Consider the following 22,174-nt stretch of genomic DNA (forward strand, 5'->3'; position numbering starts at 1 on the left):
ATTATAGTCGCTTTTGGTATCAAAAAGTGGGACAAGAAGAATGGCTTATGGTTATTGTTTTACAGTGAGTCAAGACGCAAGAAATTGAATCTCTACAACACCATTAACTGTCAACTAATTAACCTCATCACATTAGCCGAATCAATAGCCCATTTAGCATCGTACACCTCATCTGCTTCTTCTACTGAATACACAATGTTCATTCCTTGTGCTTGAGCCTTAATCATTAACAAATCTGCTACTTTCGTTTTGGCTTCTAACTTCTTTAAGAATATGTTTAATGTTTTGCTATCCAATGACTGTATATTTTGTCCACCGAATGCCATCTCTAACCATATAATCTCTCCTTTCTCAACATCCAACACCCCAAATACCAATCCTTTTGTCAAGCTATTTGTCACACGTACTTGGTGAATTACAGCTGACGGATCGTACGCTACGCCCTTATTGTTTGATACAGTCATCGGATACTTAGCATCCATCCACCCTACTACCAAGTTTGGCGTTATAGCTCCATTACTATAAGCATTGCTTGTAAAAGTTACATACTTCGCCTTTGCTCTTCTCAATGCTTGCACATCTATGTTTATATACTCGGCAGTACCTATCTGATTAGGAATACTTCTGATATCTCCACTATGCTGACATCCTAATGGCGACAAGCTGTAATAACTACACACTTCTACCTTATCTGTATAAGCGATATGACAGCTCAAATCCATATCTAAATGTTGAGCAGGCAAACCTGCCCCCCACTGCATAAACAATCTTACCTCATGTCCTTCTAATGGAAACTTAGTCCCCATTAACGCTACAGGCAAGTCTTGAACATTATCTGCTCTATCCCCTATTGCTAAAGGAATGTTATACAAATCCTCGCTGATATAGATTGTTTTATTCTCATTCTTTTGCATTGCAAATCGACGCATCACTTCTGTCAACACAAAAGACTCTATCTTACCCACCATTGCTTTTAATGTAGCCTCATCATACGCTTTTACCCATTGATTCACAGCTATCACTTTATTCACTCCACCTAATGGCTTCACTACTCTACTGGCAGTTGGGTCAAAATACGTATCTGCATACATATTCAACGTCAATAACAACCTCATTGGTACTTTATCTACCACCTTAGCAAAGTGTTCTAAAGTAACGTCGTTACCAAAACACAACATACTTGAAAACAATGAACGAGCGAATAACCCAGGACGCGACTTTAGCAATGCAAAAGCGCGGTCTGCATCCATCTTTAATCTGTAGTGTTCTATTCTACCTGCTGTCACAGTATAGATTTGATTATAGAATACATCTAATAACTCTGTTAATTGTTCAAACCCCGTTCTCTTGCTGTATTCAGCTAAACGCAAGGCTCTGATGAAACGGATCCACATACCGCGTTTAGGGTGCATATTCTCACACATCAACTCGATATCCATCGCCATCTCGTTTAACCAAGTAGCCACCATTAATGCTTCTTTTCTCGAATACTTTAACTTCAAGTTTTCTTTCACATCTTCTTTCGCTCTATTACTCGAATCTAACCTCATCTTAAAATGAGCGTGATTCTTTGCTTGACGAGCGATAATAGTCTTTGGCAGTATCAATTGTAAGAAACCTGTTTTCTTATACCACAAGTATCTCATGATATCTGTTGGGCTTTTTAACAACGCTCCCGCCTTAGCTATCTCACCTGCCTCTACATAACAGTCGATTAACAACATCAATGTCTCCTTCATCTTCACCTCTGCCGCAGGCAAAGGATATACTGCCAACAACATTTTTAACGAGTCTATCTGCGTCGCATCCAAAGCAGTATTAGCCTTAATCAAACCTTCTAAATAAGTAGTTGCCTCTTGATCTTGCCATAAGTCCAATACCTTCATTTTACTACCTCCACCATACAACTTTAATTGTTCAAGCTCAAATGGCGTCCCACAGAATGGACATCCGTTATATCGTTCTAAGGGAAAGGTCTTTTTAGGAATCTTATGTCCACAACTTAACGTCTCATCATTAGAAGTACCAAACCAATTTGCCATATAAGTAATATAATGGTCTAAGTCTGTTTCTCCTGTTGGTATTAACCAATCTTTCACTAACGGAGTCCAATTGTGCTTGGTTCCTAATATACCTTGCAAAGTGTTATAAATAACTTGGTATGTTTCAGAATCAACGTATTTTAACGCATTCAACAACTCTTCACTCAACCCAAATCCAAGCTTTCTCACATTCTCTACAAAAGAGAATACTTCTTTATTAAACGTTACAGTTATAGCTGTATCTGCAACATAAATAGCTTGATTTCTAATCGCTACTCTTAATACATTTGTTTTCATAATTATTAAATTTAATCAGGTAAGGGCAGGTTTGATACAAGGGAAATGTTTAGAAGTAAAACCTACTTGACCTCAATTACTAATCTTTATTTTGAGCTTTTATTAGGTCGCTCTAACCTATCATTCTTTTGTTAAATCAGGTAAGGGTGGGCTTATTAGCTATCCAAAAGTGTAAAGAAGTAAAACCCACTTGACCTTGATTATTATTGTGAAACAGACAGGAATCGAACCTGCATCTTGGAGTCCCTCAGTGGAGTAAATCACACTTGACCTTTTGGTAATTGCATAATTACTATACTCCACGTTTTACCTAATTAAACTACTACCTCTTTACCATCCACTGTTAACAGTCAACCGTAAACTATCTTAAAAACACCTCTTTCAATTGTTTCAAGACATTACCGCCACCAGACAAGCTGATTTCTCCTACTTTATCAGCGATCTTCTCGATGTACTCCATCTCTTTTAATCGCATTAGCATTTCGTTCTCTTCCATCAACTTCGCTGTGTTCAACAAGCTACGTGTAGCAGCTGTCTCTTCTCTACGCGTGATCATATTTGCCTGAGCTTTTTTCTCAGCAATCAACACCTGATTCATGATCTCTCTGATATCCCCTGGTAAGATGATATCTTTGATACCACAGTTCTTCACTTCGATACCTAAAGATGCTATCTCTTCTTTCACCCCGTTTAAGATATCAGAAGACAAGTTCTCTTTGTTCTCCATCAACTCGTCAAAAGACATTCTACCAACTTTCTCTCTCAACATCAATTGCACCACATTATACATTTGTTTTTCCACCTCTTTGTTATCCACATAAGCTCTCAACAAATCTTTAACTTGGTACACCAAGTTGAAGTTGATACGCAACTGTACTTTGTCTTTCGTCAATATCTCTTGCCCATTCATATCCATCACTTGCTGACGTATATCGACAAGGATGATTTGTACCTTGATATCGTTTTTCCAATATCTGTATTCACCAGCATTCAAGATCTCTTGGAACTGCCCATCCACGAATAACAATCCTTTCTCATTAGCCCCTACCGTGTACATTCTCACGAAGTTTGACATATTGCCTTTCCCCATGATATTACGAGCGATAGTCTTGTCCACTTCTAATCCATCTATAGTATACCGCTCAAAAGAGTACTCAGTCGCAGCCTTCCAATAGATATGTCTACCAGCACCTAATACTACATTAAACACTTTGTTTTTATACACCAATACCACTTCATTATCCATCACGTCGATCACCTCTAACATTCCTCTTAACTCTGTATTTAATAACAGAGCTTCTATATCTCTACGCATACCGAAGTACTCAGACATATTGTATTCCATCACCTCTTTCTCACCCCATAACCAGTATTCACCAGCAGTATATACTCTCTGTAATTCTCCTTGTTTAAACACTAAGGCAACGTGATTTGTTTTTACTTGTAACTTTTTCATAGCTGTATATTTTTAATATTTTACGTCTTTATCATAAAGAACAGTCTAAATAGCCTTCACTTATCTCAGGCGGAAAAAGAAGTAAACTGTACAATAGAATAGCTTGTGTATAGTCCTGAATGCCTCACTGAGCAAGTCATCCACCCTATATCATCCCTTATCCCTCTTCTACAGCATAGCTTGTTTTTACAGGCTTTGATAAGTTGTCTTTTATTCTCTTAGTCTAAGACTGTATGAAGAAAAGACAGAAACACTATTTGACTGAACCTTTTTTATATGGAGAGGATTTTTAATGAAGTTCCTCTTCTTCTCCAAAATTGCTTAAAAGGCAATTGTTCTGATCTAACCGCTAATCTATATTACCCTGAGGTAATAGTAGGATTCGAACCTACGACATGAACATTTTACTAATCCCATATTAGTTGTTCTTCTGATTACAAACAGGATAAGGTAAACTACTGTCCCTCACTTCTGCGCTATACTGAAACGCTTCCAAGGTTTGTATCTTTCGAACAGTACAAAGATGCACACCTACCTACGCAATCAAATTGCGCACATATAAAAAAATACAAAACATTTTATTACCCACTATATATCAATCAATTATAACTTAAAATATTTTACAAAAAAGAATACTACGCAATTATAATGCGTACATAAAGAAAAGAATATGTATATTTGAAGTGAATAAAACGCTAAAAAGTAATGGCAACGAATAAATTAGCATTATTGCGCTACCGAATTATCGATGAATGTCTACGAAACAGATTCAGAAAATGGACACTGAACGACCTCATTGAGAAGGTAGCTGATGCGTTATACGAATACGAGGGCATAGACACAGGCATTAGCAAGCGTACTATACAGCTCGATATACAAGCGATGCGCAGTGAGGGACTGGGCTATAACGCTCCTATCATCGTAGTAGATAGAAAATACTATACCTATGAAGATGCTAACTACAGCATCAAGAACTCTCCAATCAACTATGCAGATATGGAGAAGCTCAAGGAGGTAGTGGCCATCCTAAAGCACCTCAACGGATTCAGTCAGGTAGATGAGATGAGTGAGGTAATCGCCAAGTTAGACAACAGCCTGCTTACCCGCAGTACTAAAGCGCCCAACTATATACAGATGGAGGGCAACCACTTGCTTAAAGGAATCAAGTTTATCAGTCCGCTATACGATGCGATTAAGAACAAACAAACCTTACTGATAGAATACAAATCCTTCAAGTCCAAAGAAGCCACGAAGAATATCTACTATCCTTACTTATTAAAAGAGTATCGAAACAGATGGTTTGTAGTCGTGCGCAGTAGTACTCATAAGCATTTACTTACCTTAGCACTTGACCGTATCATCAACGTATATGCCTTAGCAAACGAACCTTATAAAGAATATGAAGGTGTAGACTTTGACCGATATTATAACGATACCCTTGGGGTAACTAAAACGGAGCAGGACCGCGCACAGAAGGTAATCCTCTGGGTGAATGCCTATAATGTTCCTTACGTAAAGACTAAACCCCTACACCATTCTCAGCAAGTGTTAGAGGAAGATGAGACAGGTATGAAGATACGTATAGATGTAGTACTCAACTTCGAACTCGAAAGAGAAATACTCGGCTTCGGTGAAACGTTGAAAGTAATCGCACCTAAAATACTACAAAAACGAATAATGAAGCGAGTGATGAAAATGAACGAGCAGTATGTACCAACAAATGAGAAAGAAGAAATATAAAGCTATGTTGTACTTCTTAAAATAAGTACCTTCGTTTTTTATTTTACAATATACCAAACCCCATACCTAATGGACAAACAACAAATAGAAGAAATATTCAATATGACTTTTGCAGGGTTAGCCCTATTCTATCGCGACTGTGAACTAAGTCAAGAGTTAATCGATAAATACCATATTGGGCAGATTATACAAGAACGCGGTTTCACAGATGCTACTTATAAAGGAGGCGGACTTACTACGAACTTGCGTTACCTTATCGCCTCTGCTCATGCTAAAGATGTAGCGGCTCTTGTACCTCAGATGGAAGAATATGGATTAGTAATGATACAGTCAGGTGCTTACTTTAAAGTATTGGATATTCACACTATTGATAACAAAACACAAATTGTATTACTGCATATTGCTGAAGAAACCAAAGAGTTCTTTGCAACTAACTCTTCTAATATAGAAGAGCAGATTGTACAGAAAGCAAGAGAAGGATTTGAACTTAAACTACACACTCAACCTACCCCTTGCTTACAAACAGAAGAATGGATAGACAGAACAGCTCTTCCTATGGGAATGAGTGATACAGGAGAATTCTTTATATAATAATTCTCTTATTAAAATATACTGAGAGCTTAGGTAATTCATATTATCTAGGCTTTTTACTTTAATACTAATTCATTTCAAAAAATAATAATCGCAAATGATTATGAATCACTCACATAAAATCATGTAACTTTGTATTCTCAAAAAAGAAAGCACTTCCTATGACCAAAAGAATATTATTGTTTATAATTATTATAGGTTCAATATTAGGTATTTTCTTATTTATACATCATAATAACACCTCTCCTGATCATTCTTATTTTAAAAGAATAGTAGTCCAACAAGATACAATAAACATCAATATTGACTTTAATAGGATTCAACTCAATGAAGAAGATTTTATAGAAGCTATCCCTACATTTAACAATAGAAACAAAGAATATCTACAACAAGATTATAATTCTGACACAAGTCTTGTACAAGAATACATCACCTTTCATTTAGAAGAATTACAGAGAGAAGAGCTAGCGTCATTGGGGATAAATAACCTATCCAAAGAAGACAATACTATCTTATATCAAAAACTCAAACTAGTTCATATTTGGTTGTATCCAGTAGATGAGCTAAACAAGAAGTATTATTTAGTATTTGACTACAGTATTGGTAAAGAATACGCAGATGCCGTAATTGGGATAAGAACAGACTTACAGGGTCATTTGATAGATATTAATTGGGAAAGTTAAATCCTTATATTAATGCTCTAATAAATACCACTATTTACTAAATTCAATAGAAGCTTAGAAGCCTCATCTCTACCATACAAGAATAAACAGAGTTACAAAATATCTAAAAACCAAAAGCCATAGTGTAATATTTCCTTTTGATGACATTGTTTAGGGGCATCATAGGTCTTATAGACCATCTCACCTACTTCAAAAGGAACAGGCTTTTTAAACATTGGCCCGTCATAGACAAAGGTATGAAACTCGCCATTCTCTCCACAAGGATCAACTCCATCAGGCAAATCTTCTATAAACTGCTTATCTATCGTACGTCCAACAAAGCTTTTGTCGAGATATTGCTCATTGACACAAACGACAATTGTTTTCAAACCACAGTCTACCATTTCGTGAATTAATGCTGTTGTATCTCTATTCCACAGTGGAAATACGCCTGTGATTCCTAACCTTGCTAGCTGTGCCTCTCTAAACGTTTTTAAGTCTTCTAAGAGAATATCTCCATAAATACTATCCAATATACCCAATCGCCTGTACTCTTCCAATTGAGTCATTATAATAGCTTCATACTCTTGTAGAGAGAGCTTTTCATGAAGGTGTACTATATCTAAAGAGATTCCTATACATTCTGCTTGTCGTTTTAATACTTCTTCTCTTATCCCATGCATAGATACCCGCCCGAAATGTTCATTGACAGTTGTCATTAGACGCACTACTTCTAACTCATTACTTTGTTGTATCTGATATAAGGCATAAGCTGCATCCTTCCCACTACTCCAGTTTAAAAAAGCATTCTTCATTATTTTGTTGTTTTTTGATCAAAACAAGATATAAAAAAACGGTCTCACTACTGTGAAACCGTTCTATATTTATTTTATCAAGAATTAAATCTCTCTATTAGGATCGAATGCCTCTAATATTTGAGCCACTCTTTGTACGAACTGTCCTCCTAACGCTCCATCTACTACTCTATGGTCATAGCTGTGAGATAAGAACATCTTCTGACGGATACCGATAAAGTCTCCTTCTGGAGTTTCGATAACAGCAGGTACTTTACGGATAGCTCCTAATGCAAGGATACCTACCTCAGGTTGGTTGATAATTGGCGTACCGAATACACTTCCAAAAGTACCAACGTTAGTTACTGTATATGTACTACCTTGAGTATCGTCTGGTTTTAACTTACCAGCTTTAGCACGATTACCTAAGTCATTAACCGCTTTAGCCATACCTACTAAGTTTAATTGATCAGCATTTTTAATTACTGGTACAATTAAGTTTCCGTTTGGTAATGCAGCAGCCATACCTAAGTTAATATTTTTCTTCTTAATGATATAATCACCTTCTACAGAGATATTCATTCCAGGGAAGTCTTTTAATGCCTTCGCTACAGCCTCCATAAAGATAGGTGTGAACGTAAGTTTCTCTCCTTCTCTCTTCTCGAATGAATTCTTCACTTTATTTCTCCAGTTCACAATATTCGTCACATCTACTTCGATGAATGACTGTACGTGAGCAGAAGTCTGTACAGACTTCACCATATATCCTGAGATCAGCTTACGCATACGGTCCATCTCTACGATTTCGTCAGCACCGTTTACAGATACTGGAGCTGCTTTAGAAGCAGTTTGAGCCGCTGGAGCAGGAGTAGCCTTTGGCGCTTCTACTTTTACAGCTGCAGCTTGAGGTTGGTTTCCTCTATTTTTAATATAATCTAAGATATCATTCTTAGTTACTCTTCCATCTTTACCAGTACCCGCTATCGCTTCTAATTCAGCTACAGATACCCCTTCTTCTTTAGCTATATTTTTAACTAATGGAGAAAAGAACTTATCAGAGTCTGAAAAATCAACAGGCGTAGCTACTGTATCTTGTGCTACTGCTACAGTCTCCGCTACAGCTTTTGCCTCTGCAGGTGCACTGCTTGCTGCTGGAGCTGATGCAGGAACATCACCTTCTGTTTCTATGATTGCGATTGTTTGTCCTACTTGAACAACATCATCTACTTGGAATAAAATCTCTACTAAAGTTCCTTCAACCTCTGATGGAACCTCACTATCAACTTTGTCTGTAGCAATTTCTAATACTGTTTCATCAGCGTCAATATGATCCCCTACATTCTTCAACCAGTTTGTAATTGTTGCCTCTGCAACACTCTCTCCCATTTTGGGTAATTTCAATTCGAACTTTGCCATATTTATAACCTAAGGTTGTGTTTTCTTATACAAATTACAAATTTAATAATATTTCAGACTTTTTACAGCCATTTATAAAATTATCATTCTATCAAAAACTATACTTCTCTATCCTTATTTCTCTCATTACATCTATTTAAATAATCCATTTTTACATATTTTCTTTTGAATTTTATTCCAAACTACGCAATTCATTTTTTTAAATAAAAATGTCGAATTAAGTCAAAAAAGCTCTTCTCATAAGGATAGTTGCTGAAATATACAAAAAAACAAAGCACCAAAAACTTTCTTAACTATTAAAACTGTATAAAACAAAAAAACCGACCATCACTGGTCGGTTTTTCTTATCTCTAAAAATAATATTTTTTATTATTTGATAGTATTACGTTTACGATCTGTCTCTTTTAAGAAGATTTTTCTTAAACGTAATGACTTAGGAGTCACCTCAACGTATTCATCTTTTTGGATGTACTCTAATGCTTCCTCTAATGAGAATTTGATAGCTGGAACAATTCTAGCTTTATCATCAGCACCTGAAGAACGTACGTTAGATAGTTTTTTCGTTTTAGTAACGTTAACAGTCATATCATCACTACGTGTATTCTCACCGATTACCTGTCCTTCATAGATATCCTCGTTAGGATCAACGAAGAATTTACCACGGTCTTGTAACTTATCGATAGAATAAGGAATAGCCTTACCATTCTCCATAGAAATTAATGAACCATTGTTACGTCCAGCGATTTCTCCTTTGTATGGTTGGTATTCTAAGAAACGGTGTGACATAATAGCCTCACCAGCAGTAGCGGTTAATAACTGATTTCTTAAACCGATAATACCTCTAGAAGGGATTAAGAATTTAATAATCATACGATCACCTTTAGGCTCCATACTTAACATCTCACCTTTTTTCAAAGTAACATATTCTACAGCACGTCCAGATAAGTTCTCAGGAATATCAATAGTTAATTCTTCTATCGGCTCACATTTAACACCATCAACTTCTTTGATGATTACTTGTGGTTGTCCGATTTGTAATTCGTATCCTTCACGACGCATTGTCTCGATCAATACAGATAAGTGCAATACACCACGTCCGAATACCATAAATTTATCAGCACTATCCGTTTCGTTTACACGTAGAGCTAAGTTTTTCTCTAACTCTTTAGCTAAACGATCTTTGATGTGTCTAGATGTAACGTATTTACCTTCTTTACCGAAGAATGGAGAGTCATTAATAGTAAATAACATACTCATTGTTGGCTCATCGATAGTGATAGTTGGTAATGCTTCTGGGTTTTCGAAGTCAGCGATTACGTCACCGATTTCAAATCCTTCGATACCTACTACAGCACAGATATCACCTGCATGTACTTCAGATACTTTTTTACGTCCTAATCCTTCAAAAGTATGAACCTCTTTAATTTTAGATTTAACAGTTTTACCATCTCTCTTAATTAAAGAAACATTCATTCCCTCTTTTAAAATACCTCTATGTAAACGACCAATAGCAATACGTCCTGTAAATGTAGAGTAATCTAAAGATGTGATTAACATCTGAGGAGTACCTTCATTCATTTTAGCAGCTGGAATATGCTCTAAAACCATATCTAATAATGGTTCGAAAGAGTCTGTTGGTTTTTTCCAATCATCAGACATCCAGTTGTTTTTAGCAGAACCATATACAGCTGGGAAATCCATCTGCCATTCTTCTGCTCCAAGTTCAAACATTAAGTCAAACACTTTCTCGTGTACTTCCTCTGGAGTACAGTTTTCTTTGTCTACTTTGTTAACAACCACACATGGTTTTAAACCTAAACTAATCGCTTTTTGAAGTACGAAACGAGTTTGAGGCATTGGTCCCTCAAAAGCATCTACAATCAAAAGAACACCATCAGCCATATTTAAAACACGTTCTACCTCTCCTCCGAAATCCGCGTGACCTGGAGTATCGATAATGTTAATTTTTGTTCCTTTATAGCTTACCGAAACGTTCTTAGAAGTAATAGTAATACCTCTTTCTCTTTCGATATCTTCGTTGTCTAAAATCAACTCTCCTGATGTTTCATTCTCACGAAATAATTGACAGTGGTGTAAAATTTTATCAACCATAGTAGTTTTACCGTGGTCAACGTGTGCTATAATAGCAATATTCCTAATTGGTGTCATATAGGGATTTTAAAATTAGAATTTCTTTCTCGCTGCAAATATATTCATTTAAAAATGAATAGTATCAACAAAAAAAGCTCTCAGTATTGAGAGCTTGATATTTTTTACTTACAAACCAAATCGTTGTCTCTATAATACTATAAAGCAGCAACGTGTTTTGTTAATTTTGATTTCAAGTTAGAAGCTTTGTTGTCATGAATGATATTTTTCTTAGCTAATTTATCAATCATAGAAACAACTACAGGTAATTTAGCAGCAGCATCTTTTTGATCTTCGATCAAACGTAAAGCTTTGATAGCATTACGAGTTGTTTTGTGCTGATATCTGTTTAATACTCTTTTCTTTTCGTTACTTCTAATTCTTTTTAAAGCTGACTTATGATTTGCCATTTCTTAAATATTTTATTAAGTCTATACTATTTTTCTCTTGTAGTCCGTAGGGGAATCGAACCCCTGTTACCAGGATGAAAACCTGGCGTCCTAACCCCTAGACGAACGGACCAATTAATTGTAATAAATAAAATTCTCAAAAAGAGAATCTGTAGTCCGTAGGGGAATCGAACCCCTGTTACCAGGATGAAAACCTGGCGTCCTAACCCCTAGACGAACGGACCAATAATTGTAATATATAAATCTCCTAAAGAAGATCTGTAGTCCGTAGGGGAATCGAACCCCTGTTACCAGGATGAAAACCTGGCGTCCTAACCCCTAGACGAACGGACCAATAATTATAATCTATAAACTCTCAAAAAGAGAATCTGTAGTCCGTAGGGGAATCGAACCCCTGTTACCAGGATGAAAACCTGGCGTCCTAACCCCTAGACGAACGGACCAATAATTATTTATATATTTTTTAGTCAAAGAACTTTTGTAGTCCGTAGGGGAATCGAACCCCTGTTACCAGGATGAAAACCTGGCGTCCTAACCCCTAGACGAACGGACCAATTTGCATTAGATAAATCCTCTTTAAAGAGAACTCTGTAGTCCGTAGGGGAATCGAACCCCTGTTACCAGGATGAAAACCTGGCGTCCTAACCCCTAGACGAACGGACCATTTGTTTCTCTAATGCGGATGCAAAACTACAATAAATTTTTTATCCCGCAAGAGAAAAACAAAAAAAATTGAAATTAATATGCTTTTGCAAATAATACTCTACCCTTAGAAGGCTTGCCTGTTAGCACACATATTCCCTCTTCCTCTTTTCTATCAATTGGAATACAGCGAATTGTAGCTTTTGTAAGGTCTTTGATCTTTTCTTCTGTCTCACCAGTACCATCCCAGTGTGCAGAAATAAATCCTCCCTTACCTTCTAGCACTTCTTTAAATTCTTCAAAAGAATTCACCTCAGTGATATGCTCAGCTCTATAATCGTAAGCTTTCTTATATAAGTTACTTTGGATAGTCTCTAATAGATCTTGGATATATTCTACGATACCCTCCTTAGACACCACCTCTTTCGTAAGCGTATCACGACGTGCAACTTCGAAAGTTCCATTTTCTAGATCTTTAGGTCCTACAGCTACACGCACAGGCACTCCTTTTAGTTCGTACTCAGCAAATTTCCATCCTGGCTTATAAGCTGTACGATCATCAAATTTGAAAGAAATATTTAATTTCTTAAATCTATCTGTAATCTTTTTCACTTCCTCACGAATAGCTTCTAACTGCTCGTCAGTTTTATGAATAGGTACGATAACTACTTGTATAGGTGCTAAGTTTGGTGGCAATACTAGACCATTGTCATCAGAGTGAGTCATGATTAATGCTCCCATCAGACGAGTACTCACACCCCAAGATGTAGCCCATACGTGCTCTTGTTTCCCTTCTTGTGAAGTAAACTTAACATCAAATGCCTTAGCAAAGTTTTGTCCTAAGAAATGTGATGTACCCGCTTGTAATGCTTTACCATCTTGCATTAGTGCCTCAATACAGTAAGTCTCAATAGCTCCTGCGAAACGCTCATTCTCTGTTTTGAATCCTTTTACAACCGGAATGGCCATAAAGTTCTCTGCAAAGTCTGCATATACTTCTAACATTTGTTCTGCCTCTGCCACAGCTTCTTTCTCAGTAGCATGCGCAGTATGACCTTCTTGCCATAAAAACTCAGCTGTTCTTAAGAATAGACGAGTTCTCATTTCCCAACGAACTACGTTCGCCCATTGATTCACTAAGATTGGTAAGTCACGGTATGACTCAATCCACTTTCTATATGTATCCCAAATAATTGTTTCTGATGTAGGACGTACGATTAACTCCTCCTCTAACTTAGCATCTGGATCTACTTCTATCGTTTTTCCGTCTTCTCCTGTTTTTAATCGGTAATGAGTTACAACTGCACACTCCTTAGCAAACCCATCTACGTGACTTGCCTCCTTACTAAAATAAGATTTGGGGATAAACAAGGGGAAATAAGCATTTTGGTGACCAGTTTCTTTAAATTTCTTGTCTAACTCTGCTTGCATCTTCTCCCAGATAGCATACCCGTAAGGCTTGATAACCATACATCCACGTACACCTGAATTCTCTGCCAAATCTGCTTTGACAACTAATTCATTGTACCATTTAGAGTAGTCCTCACTTCTTTTAGTAATATTCTTGCTCATTTTTAATATATTAGCAGTTAAAATTGTTTAACTCTTAATTAACTATAATAATTCCACAAAACTAACTAAATTTGTTTTGACCGACAATTAAAAAAACAACGAAATGAAAACAATTATCCAAACTTCTAGATTATTAAGCAAATTAGGTATGTTTTTGCTTATAGGAGGATTAACTGTTTCTTGTGGTTCGTATTATAATACCTCTTATCACGATGGTATATATAGTCAAGGTGAGAATACTCAACAATATCGCAACAATCAAAATCCTGACGCTAATTACTATGCGGAGTATTTCAAGTCAAAAAGTGACGAGTTTGAATATTTCACTGATGTAAATCAATATACTTCACCAGTCAATGACAGTGTTATTCAACACAAACCGAAACAAGCTGTATCTTACGGCTCTTGGGGTACTGAGCCTAGCAGTGTAAGTATTAATTACTATAATAATAGTTACGGATACCCTTACTATGGATATGGTGGCTATGGTTATCCATACTATGGCAGTTATTGGGGTGGTTATTACGATCCTTTCTATAGCCCATACTATTGGGGTGGTGGATTTGGTATGAGCTTCGGTTGGGGCTGGGGCGGTGGATACTATGGTCGTCCATGGGGTGGCTATTATGGCTATCCTTATTATGGAGGATACTACTCACACAGACCTAATTACTACTATAATAATGTAGCTTATCCTACAGGAGGAAGATCTAGCTACACTAGATCATCATACAACTCTAACAACGGATATAGAGGGAATAGCAACTCTGCCTATACAAGAAGTAGCTACTCTGGAAGAAGTAATAGTAACTACTCTAATAGCAGTAGATCGAGTTATAGCAGATCAAGCTACCAAACGAATAATAGAGGAAACAGCAACTCAGGTTATAACAACAACTCTAGAAGTTCTTACTCAAGATCTTCTTACGGTACTAGTTCATATAACAACGCTCGTTATAACAATAACTCTTCTAATAATAGCAATAGCAACTATAATAATAACTCCAGAAGTTCTTATTCACGTAGCAGCTACTCTACCCCTTCTTCTTCATACTCGCGCAGTAGTGGAAGTAGTTACAGTGGAGGATCTAGAAGCTCTTCTAGCGGTGGAGGTAGTTCACGCAGTAGTTACAGTAGATAATATATAAGTAAACAAGACAGAAAAAATGAACAAGTATTTTTATACATTAGTAAGTTCTATCTTACTATCCGCAGCAGCCTATGCTCAAGAAACTGCACCTACAGATGTCATGAGATATAATCAATCAGATCTAAATGGTACAGCTCGTTTTAGAGGAATGAGTGGAGCTTTTGGTGCAGTAGGGGGAGATTTATCTGCCACGAATATTAACCCGGCAGGGGGAGCTATATTTAATTATAATACAGCAGCTTTCAGTTTATCTTATTTAGCTAGAAACAATAAAGCTAACTACTATGGTAATAATACGTCAAAAAACTATGATGGTCTAGACTTAGGTCAGATGGGAGCAGTATTTGTTTTTAACAACTACAATGACAACGCTACGATGAAAAAGTTCACGATAGGACTTAACTATGAGAGCACTAAGAATCTAAGAAACGACATCTTATTCAGAGGAACGAATACACACAATAGTTTAGGAGACTATTTCCTAAACATGGCTAATGGAGCTAAAGTACCCCATGGTATCGCACAACCACAAGCTAACTCTGCAGAGCAAGCTTATATGTATGCTGGTCATAATGGAGGGTTCGTAGGACAACAAACCTACTTAGCACACGAAGCATGGTTAATCAATAAAGGTACACAAGACGGGACATATACAGCGAACTATAATCAAAATAGTCAGTATAACCAAGCTAGAACATTTAGCAACAGCGGGTTCACAAACAAGTTTGCAGCTAACTTTGCGGCACAACTTGGGCAACGATTCTACGTAGGAGCAAACCTGAATATTCACGTAGTAGATTACACTCAGAGCAGCCTTGCTCAGGAGACTATCGCTACACCAGGAGGAAAAGGATCTATTCAGTCAATGAGTTACTTTAATGAAGTCTATACTTATGGGACAGGATTCTCATTTAATATAGGAGCTATTGGACAGATTACGGAATCTTTAAGAGCAGGTCTGGCATACGAGTCACCTACTTGGTACTCTCTAAAGGATGAATTAATCCAAGAGCTTTCTACATCTCGTGTAGGTGAGAATAATGCTGTAGTAGATCCTAGAGTAGTGAATGTATTCGATCGTTATAGACTGAGAACCCCTTCTAAATACACAGGGAGTTTAGCTTATATCTTTAAAGATAAAGGACTGATCAGTGTTGACTATACATTCAAAGATTATAGCAATAACGAGTTCAGACCTACAGGTAATGATACTTACTACGGCTTAAACCAAGGAATCAATACCATGATGACAGGAGCAAGTGAAGTACGTATCGGAGGGGAATACATTATCAAACAAGTAAGCTTAAGAGCAGGATATCGCTTCGAACAGAGTCCTTATAAGAAGGATTATAAAATGTATGGAGATCTAAATGGATACTCTGCAGGTATCGGATATACTTTCGGTAGTTCTCGTTTAGACTTATCTTACTCTAGAACTTCACAGTCTTATAATACGTACCTAGTTGATACTACAGGTGCAAACCCTTATCAGGCTGCTAATATTAAAACGACAGATAACTTTGTAAGTTTGACATACAACATTAATTTCTAATTAGATTAGAAGTTTAAGTACTTAATCTCTTTATCGGATAAACTGATAAAGAGATTTTTTTATTATACCTTTGCAGTTCGATTTTTATAAAAATAATAATAAGCAAATAATGAAGTATATTTTTAAACTTTTCGCTGCAATATGCTTGCTTGCTACTGCTACAAGTTTTGCTCAAGAAGGTGTAACTACTCCTCTGCGTTATACAGATTCTAACAAAGGTAAATTCTACATTTACTGGGGAGGTAACCGCGGTACTTTCAGTAATTCTGACATTCGTTTTAGAGGTGATGACTATGACTTCATCTTACAGAATGTAGAGGCGTCTGACAAACCTAAAGGGTGGCATATCGACTACATCAACCCTACTCGTATGACTATTCCACAAACGAACTTAAGAGTGGGTTATTTTATTACTGATAAATATAATATCTCTTTAGGAGTTGATCACATGAAATATGTAATGGATCAAAACCAAACAGTAGGTATCTTAGGATACTACCCTGGTCAAGGTTCTTATGGAGAAACTATTCCTGGACATCCTAACCAAGTAAACCTAACTGAAGATTTCTTAATGTTCGAACACACAGACGGATTAAACTATATCAACGTAGAGTTAAACCGTGTGGATGACATCTCTAAACTTTTTGGAGTATGGAACACAGATAAAGTTCAGATCAACTTAACTGAAGGTGTTGGAGCTGGTATTGTATTCCCAAAAACAAATACTACTTTATTAGGTAAAGAAAGATATGACGAATTCCACGTTTCTGGATTTGGTCTATCAGCTAAAGCAGGTCTTAACGTGACTTTCTTTAAACACTTCTTCGTTCAAGCAGAGTTAAAAGGTGGATACATCGATATGTATGATGTACGTACTACAGCTAGCAAATCAGATAGAGCTATGCACAACTTCTGGTTCGGAGAAACAATCATTGTATTCGGTGGTATCTTTAGATTATAATAAAGACATATAAACAAACAATATACCAAGAGGTTATCATTTATTTGATAGCCTCTTTTTTATTCTCATTATTTACAGTACATAGCGTATAAATAGAACCTCAGCACTATTTATTCATTTAGAACCCCTACTCTATCTCGTGATATAGTTCAAAACGAATGCTAAACCTATTCTTCTTCATTTTCTATTTTACTTCTATTTATTTATCCATTTCGCCCCTTAAAAATCGTTTTATAGTAATTTATCCCCTTCATTTCACTCCTTTTTTTACTCAAAACCAGTTTTTCCCCTACTATCACTATCCTTTTCTTATAAAAAATTATATCTTTTTTATACTCATATCGAGAACAAATAACATTAAAAACCTAAATATCAAATCATTACCAAAAAACACCCTTTTATTACCATTCAACCTTAACACCTCATTATCCTACTAAACACAAGCCTTCATACCTATTCCTTCAACACTTCTTCAACATTTCCCCAAGATTGCTCTAGTTTAAAGCACTTTTCTTGAAGGAACCTTGAAGAGGTGTTGCCGCACTGTTGAAGAGGTAAATATTATTCTTAAGAAACAGGACTCTTCAAAATCTTTAGGTGTTTTGTAAACATCTAAAATAGAAAAGCAACGATGGCGCTGTACAATCAAATCTTATCTCAAACACAGATTGATTTATATCCCTCATAAAATCAAGGTTCTAAAACAGAATGCTTATAATTAGACTACTAGATTCACATAATTATACTAAAGCGCTTAGTTTGTAGCTAAAAAAAATGTAATTTTGCAGTCCAATTTTTTTAAATCAATGAGAACCAAAACTTTAAAAAAGAATAAAATCAACGTAATTACTTTAGGTTGTTCAAAAAACGTTTACGATAGTGAAGTGTTAATGGGACAATTAAAAGCAAGTGGAAAAGAGGTAACACATGAGGCTGCTAATGATGAAGCTAATATTGTGGTGATCAACACTTGTGGTTTTATTAATAACGCAAAAGCGGAATCAGTAAACACAATCTTAGAATACGTAGAGAAAAAAGAGGAAGGTATTGTTGACAAGGTCTTCGTTACTGGATGTTTATCTGAGCGATACAGACCTGATTTAGAAGCTGAAATCCCTAATGTAGATCAATACTTCGGTACGACAGATTTACCTTTGTTATTAAAAGCATTAGGAGCTGACTATAAACACGAATTATTAGGAGAGCGTCTGACGACTACTCCTAAAAACTACGCTTACCTTAAAATCGCTGAAGGATGTGACCGTCCTTGTAGCTTCTGTGCTATCCCTTTAATGAGAGGAGCACACGTATCTCAACCTATCGAGAAATTAGTAAAAGAAGCTGAGGGATTAGCTAAAAACGGAGTAAAAGAGTTAATCTTGATCGCTCAAGATTTGACTTACTACGGATTAGATTTATACAAAAAGAGAAACTTAGCAGAGCTATTAGAGAACTTAGCGAAAGTAGAAGGTATCGAATGGATCCGTCTTCACTATGCATTTCCTACAGGATTCCCTATGGATGTATTAGAACTAATGAAGAGAGAACCTAAGATCTGTAACTACTTAGACATTCCTCTACAACATATCTCTGACAATATCTTAAAGTCTATGCGCCGTGGTACTACACAAGCGAAGACAACTAAGCTATTAAAAGAGTTTAGAGAAGCTGTACCAGGTATGGCTATTCGTACAACATTAATCGTAGGATACCCAGGAGAAACAGAAGAGGACTTCCAAATCATGAAAGATTGGGTACAAGAAATGAAGTTTGAACGCTTAGGATGTTTTACTTACTCTCATGAAGAGAATACACATGCCTATAAATTAGAAGACGATGTACCTGAAGAGGTAAAACAAGCTCGTGCTAATGAAATCATGGAAATCCAAGCACAAATCTCTTTTGATCTAAACCAAGAGAAGATAGGACAGACATTCCGTTGTATCATTGATAGAAAAGAAGGTACTGAGTTCATCGGACGTACTGAGTTCGATAGCCCAGACGTAGATAACGAGGTAAGAATAGACGCTACTAAACACTATCTGAAAATAGGTGAATATGCAGATATCCACATCGATAGTGCTTATGAGTTTGACTTATTCGGTACACCAGTAAAATAATATTTAAAAGCTGTTCTTCACTGAACAGCTTTTTTTGTACCTTTCTTTTAGAATCTAAAAAATTATTTAATCATATAGTCTCTGGCTACACTCCTATCAAGAGTTTTATTTTAGTTTGTTTACACAACAATAATATTAAGGTAAAGTTGACAATACATAAAACATTCATCTTTGTCCTAATCAATTAAAACAGATACCATGAGATTTCAAAAGAGACTATTAGTTTTATGTTTAGCTATGAGTTCATTTGCATTTGCACAAGATAATAAAGTATTGCGTATCGCACATAGAGGTGCTATGGGACACGTAACGGAGAACACAGTAGAATCTGTTCTGAAAGCTGTAGAGATGAAATCTGATGCGATCGAAATAGATGTGTTCAAAGTAAAAGATGGCGCTCTAATGGTACATCATGATGATACCTTAGAACGACTAACGAACGGTAAAGGAAATATCGAACAATATACTCAAGCAGAACTACAAGCGCTACTAGTAGATGGTAAATATAAAATGCCTACCCTAGAAGATATTATTTCTGCTATCAATAGGAAAGCGGTATTAAATATAGAACTAAAAGGAGCGAATACCGCAGAAGGTACATACGCTATCATCCAACAGTTCAAACAAAAAGGATGGACGAATGCAGACTTTATCATCTCTAGTTTTAAATGGGATGAATTAGAAAAAATAGCTGCTCTAGATCCTAATTTAGACATCGCTGTACTGACTTCTAAAGAGCCAGCTGATGCTATCGAATTTGCACATAAGATCAAGGCTGTAGCGATCAATCCTTACTTCAAAACATTGAATGAGAAAAACGTGAGTAAAATCAAACAAGCTAAGTTAAAAATATATCCATATACTGCGAATGAAGAGAAAGATATCCAACGTCTAAAAGACTTAAAAGTAGACGGTATCATCACCAACTTCCCAGAGAGAATATAATACATTTTGGTTAGGTTATTTTAAGCAGAAAGGCGTATTCAGTGTGAATATGCCTTTTATTTTATTCGTTATTTATACTTTATATTGCTTCAAAGAAACCTGTGAAATACTGTAAGAATAACACCCATAAGATGATAATCGTAGTACCTAATATCGCTCCAAATAATCCACCGAGTACGAAGTCCTTTTGCTTCAACATCCCTGTACCAAAGACAATGGCGTTAGGCGGTGTAGATACTGGTAAGAATAATCCACACGAAGAACAAAGTCCTACTACTAACCCTACCGGTAATAACTGATCTGTAGGTAGTACAATAGCCGCAATATTAATCACAATAGTAGCTGTAGCAGTACTACTCATAATATTAGAAAACAACACTGTCACTACTGCGAAAATAATCATCATCACGATCATATTAAACTCCATCCCTGCTAAGAACTGAGAGTAATATGGTGCTAGTAGCTCTTTAATAGCCATCCCTAGAGACAGTCCTCCCGCTACTAACATCAAGGTATCCCAAGGCAATCTGCGCACGTCCTCTGCTGTGATAATCCCCAACATCGGCAAGAACATAATAGGCACCATCGCGGCTCCTGCTGTAGGTATATGTAATCTACTTCCTAACATCCACATCAATACTGTCACTCCTAAGATGATAATAACGGCTAGACGCTGTAAGCGCATACTATTCGTCATTTCTAAGGCTTTGTTTGCAAACGAAACATCTAATCCTTTTACCTTAGAAGTATACTTGCGCACTACAGCATACCAGAATGTCCCTAATAAAACCACCGCTGGTAAGAACCCTAATAACAACCACTGAGAGAACGTAACATCGAATCCTTTAGATTTCAATACGTTCACTACGATTAAGTTAGGAGGTGTAGATACCATACTCATCATCCCTGCAAAGGTAGCAGCAGCTGGAATACTGACTAAGATAGCCTTAGACATATTAGAGTCTTTCCCCTCTCTATCTATCAAGGGCATTACCGAAGCTAATACCATAGCTGCAGTCGCTGTATTCGAGATAATCAAGGATAGAACTGAAGTAACAATGATAATACCTAATACTAGCATATTAGGATTAGAGCCAAAAATAGAAATGGTCTTCTTAAACAACGACAAGTCAAGATTGGTCTTCCGCATTCCTTCACTCAAGAAGAAACCTCCTAAGAATATCCAGATCACACTGTCTGACCAGGTATCTGATATCTCCTGGGGCGAAATCGTGGCTCCCTGTATATTCCCCATGGTATAGACGAGAAAACCTATAATCATAATCCCTACCGCAAAGGGAGGAATGGCTTCTGTCGCCCAGAGTAATATAGAGAATATTAAAATAAACATGGTGTATTTCTGAGCTTCACTAAAAACATCTGGAGCTAAAAAATAAGTACCTAACAGTGCAGCGACTAAAGAAAAGAAGAAAATACCTACCCTCGTTTTGATATTCCACATATTCCACGAAGCCTCTATTAGAAGCTCACTGTAGAATCGGATACCCGTTCTAATCTTCCTAATCTTGTCAAAGTAATCAAATTCCATATTCTTGTATTTAACCTTTAAAATTACAACAAATTAGTACATCAAGCCACTTTTACCATTGTATAATAAAAACAAAAGTGGAACTCTGACGAGTCCCACTTTTAAGAATTAGTGCATTAACCTGATA

Annotated in this window: 16 protein-coding genes and 7 tRNA genes; 8 read left to right on the forward strand and 15 right to left on the reverse strand. The window is 36.4% G+C overall.

What is annotated here, in order from left to right; translation table 11 throughout:
* Nucleotides 1–110: 110 nt before the first annotated feature.
* The 3 genes from BK054_RS02145 to BK054_RS02150 all read right to left on the reverse strand — a co-directional run bounded on the left by BK054_RS02145 (nucleotide 111) and on the right by BK054_RS02150 (nucleotide 3,795).
* Nucleotides 111–2,339, reverse strand: a complete 2,229-nt coding sequence (locus BK054_RS02145; protein ID WP_006266981.1) for a hypothetical protein — start codon at nucleotides 2,337–2,339, stop codon at nucleotides 111–113.
* A gap of 209 nt (nucleotides 2,340–2,548) precedes the next feature.
* Nucleotides 2,549–2,668 (reverse strand) — tRNA-OTHER (locus tag BK054_RS18250).
* Nucleotides 2,669–2,700: 32 nt separating this feature from the next.
* Nucleotides 2,701–3,795, reverse strand: coding sequence for a slipin family protein (locus BK054_RS02150; RefSeq protein WP_006266980.1), 1,095 nt, complete (start codon nucleotides 3,793–3,795; stop codon nucleotides 2,701–2,703).
* Between the two features lie 705 nt (nucleotides 3,796–4,500).
* Here BK054_RS02150 and BK054_RS02155 point away from each other — a divergent pair.
* The 3 genes from BK054_RS02155 to BK054_RS02165 all read left to right on the forward strand — a co-directional run bounded on the left by BK054_RS02155 (nucleotide 4,501) and on the right by BK054_RS02165 (nucleotide 6,809).
* Nucleotides 4,501–5,535, forward strand: coding sequence for a helix-turn-helix transcriptional regulator (locus tag BK054_RS02155; RefSeq protein ID WP_006266978.1), 1,035 nt, complete (start codon nucleotides 4,501–4,503; stop codon nucleotides 5,533–5,535).
* Nucleotides 5,536–5,604: 69 nt separating this feature from the next.
* Nucleotides 5,605–6,126 (forward strand): hypothetical protein, encoded by a 522-nt coding sequence (locus BK054_RS02160; RefSeq protein WP_006266976.1) that lies wholly within the window; start codon nucleotides 5,605–5,607, stop codon nucleotides 6,124–6,126.
* Between the two features lie 161 nt (nucleotides 6,127–6,287).
* On the forward strand, nucleotides 6,288–6,809 hold the full coding sequence (locus tag BK054_RS02165) for a DUF2004 domain-containing protein (RefSeq protein ID WP_006262040.1): 522 nt from the start codon (nucleotides 6,288–6,290) through the stop codon (nucleotides 6,807–6,809).
* Between the two features lie 92 nt (nucleotides 6,810–6,901).
* On the opposite strand, the gene BK054_RS02170 is transcribed toward BK054_RS02165, so the two are convergent.
* The 11 genes from BK054_RS02170 to proS all read right to left on the reverse strand — a co-directional run bounded on the left by BK054_RS02170 (nucleotide 6,902) and on the right by proS (nucleotide 13,770).
* Nucleotides 6,902–7,603, reverse strand: coding sequence for a diphthine--ammonia ligase (locus tag BK054_RS02170; RefSeq protein ID WP_006266975.1), 702 nt, complete (start codon nucleotides 7,601–7,603; stop codon nucleotides 6,902–6,904).
* A gap of 84 nt (nucleotides 7,604–7,687) precedes the next feature.
* Complete coding sequence (locus BK054_RS02175; RefSeq protein WP_006266974.1) at nucleotides 7,688–8,998, reverse strand: dihydrolipoamide acetyltransferase family protein; 1,311 nt, start codon at nucleotides 8,996–8,998, stop codon at nucleotides 7,688–7,690.
* A gap of 369 nt (nucleotides 8,999–9,367) precedes the next feature.
* Complete coding sequence (typA, locus tag BK054_RS02180; protein ID WP_006260349.1) at nucleotides 9,368–11,167, reverse strand: translational GTPase TypA; 1,800 nt, start codon at nucleotides 11,165–11,167, stop codon at nucleotides 9,368–9,370.
* Nucleotides 11,168–11,304: 137 nt separating this feature from the next.
* Nucleotides 11,305–11,556, reverse strand: coding sequence for a 30S ribosomal protein S20 (gene rpsT / locus BK054_RS02185; protein WP_006260350.1), 252 nt, complete (start codon nucleotides 11,554–11,556; stop codon nucleotides 11,305–11,307).
* A gap of 40 nt (nucleotides 11,557–11,596) precedes the next feature.
* A tRNA-Glu gene (locus tag BK054_RS02190) sits at nucleotides 11,597–11,668 on the reverse strand.
* Nucleotides 11,669–11,708: 40 nt separating this feature from the next.
* Nucleotides 11,709–11,780: transfer RNA gene (locus BK054_RS02195), tRNA-Glu, on the reverse strand.
* Nucleotides 11,781–11,817: 37 nt separating this feature from the next.
* Nucleotides 11,818–11,889 (reverse strand) — tRNA-Glu (locus BK054_RS02200).
* 38 nt (nucleotides 11,890–11,927) lie between these two features.
* Nucleotides 11,928–11,999: transfer RNA gene (locus tag BK054_RS02205), tRNA-Glu, on the reverse strand.
* 38 nt (nucleotides 12,000–12,037) lie between these two features.
* Nucleotides 12,038–12,109 (reverse strand) — tRNA-Glu (locus tag BK054_RS02210).
* Nucleotides 12,110–12,147: 38 nt separating this feature from the next.
* A tRNA-Glu gene (locus BK054_RS02215) sits at nucleotides 12,148–12,219 on the reverse strand.
* 75 nt (nucleotides 12,220–12,294) lie between these two features.
* Nucleotides 12,295–13,770: a proline--tRNA ligase gene (gene proS, locus BK054_RS02220; RefSeq protein WP_006266973.1), complete on the reverse strand. Its 1,476-nt coding sequence runs from the start codon at nucleotides 13,768–13,770 to the stop codon at nucleotides 12,295–12,297.
* Nucleotides 13,771–13,873: 103 nt separating this feature from the next.
* Between proS and BK054_RS02225 the strand changes: the two genes are divergently transcribed.
* The 5 genes from BK054_RS02225 (at nucleotide 13,874) to BK054_RS02245 (ending at nucleotide 20,498) form a co-directional block, all read left to right on the forward strand.
* Nucleotides 13,874–14,911, forward strand: coding sequence for a hypothetical protein (locus tag BK054_RS02225; RefSeq protein ID WP_006260352.1), 1,038 nt, complete (start codon nucleotides 13,874–13,876; stop codon nucleotides 14,909–14,911).
* Nucleotides 14,912–14,936: 25 nt separating this feature from the next.
* Nucleotides 14,937–16,472: an OmpP1/FadL family transporter gene (locus tag BK054_RS02230; RefSeq protein WP_071306890.1), complete on the forward strand. Its 1,536-nt coding sequence runs from the start codon at nucleotides 14,937–14,939 to the stop codon at nucleotides 16,470–16,472.
* A gap of 109 nt (nucleotides 16,473–16,581) precedes the next feature.
* Nucleotides 16,582–17,433: a membrane protein gene (locus BK054_RS02235; protein ID WP_006266971.1), complete on the forward strand. Its 852-nt coding sequence runs from the start codon at nucleotides 16,582–16,584 to the stop codon at nucleotides 17,431–17,433.
* An 806-nt stretch (nucleotides 17,434–18,239) separates the two neighbouring features.
* Complete coding sequence (gene rimO / locus BK054_RS02240) at nucleotides 18,240–19,553, forward strand: 30S ribosomal protein S12 methylthiotransferase RimO (RefSeq protein WP_006264477.1); 1,314 nt, start codon at nucleotides 18,240–18,242, stop codon at nucleotides 19,551–19,553.
* 198 nt (nucleotides 19,554–19,751) lie between these two features.
* Nucleotides 19,752–20,498, forward strand: a complete 747-nt coding sequence (locus tag BK054_RS02245) for a glycerophosphodiester phosphodiesterase (protein WP_006266970.1) — start codon at nucleotides 19,752–19,754, stop codon at nucleotides 20,496–20,498.
* Between the two features lie 79 nt (nucleotides 20,499–20,577).
* Here BK054_RS02245 and BK054_RS02250 read toward each other — a convergent pair whose 3' ends face one another.
* Nucleotides 20,578–22,047, reverse strand: a complete 1,470-nt coding sequence (locus BK054_RS02250; RefSeq protein WP_006260357.1) for an SLC13 family permease — start codon at nucleotides 22,045–22,047, stop codon at nucleotides 20,578–20,580.
* Nucleotides 22,048–22,174 lie beyond the last annotated feature (127 nt).

This window comes from Myroides sp. ZB35 (assembly GCF_001865835.1).
Classification (GTDB): Bacteria; Bacteroidota; Bacteroidia; order Flavobacteriales; family Flavobacteriaceae; genus Flavobacterium; species Flavobacterium odoratimimum.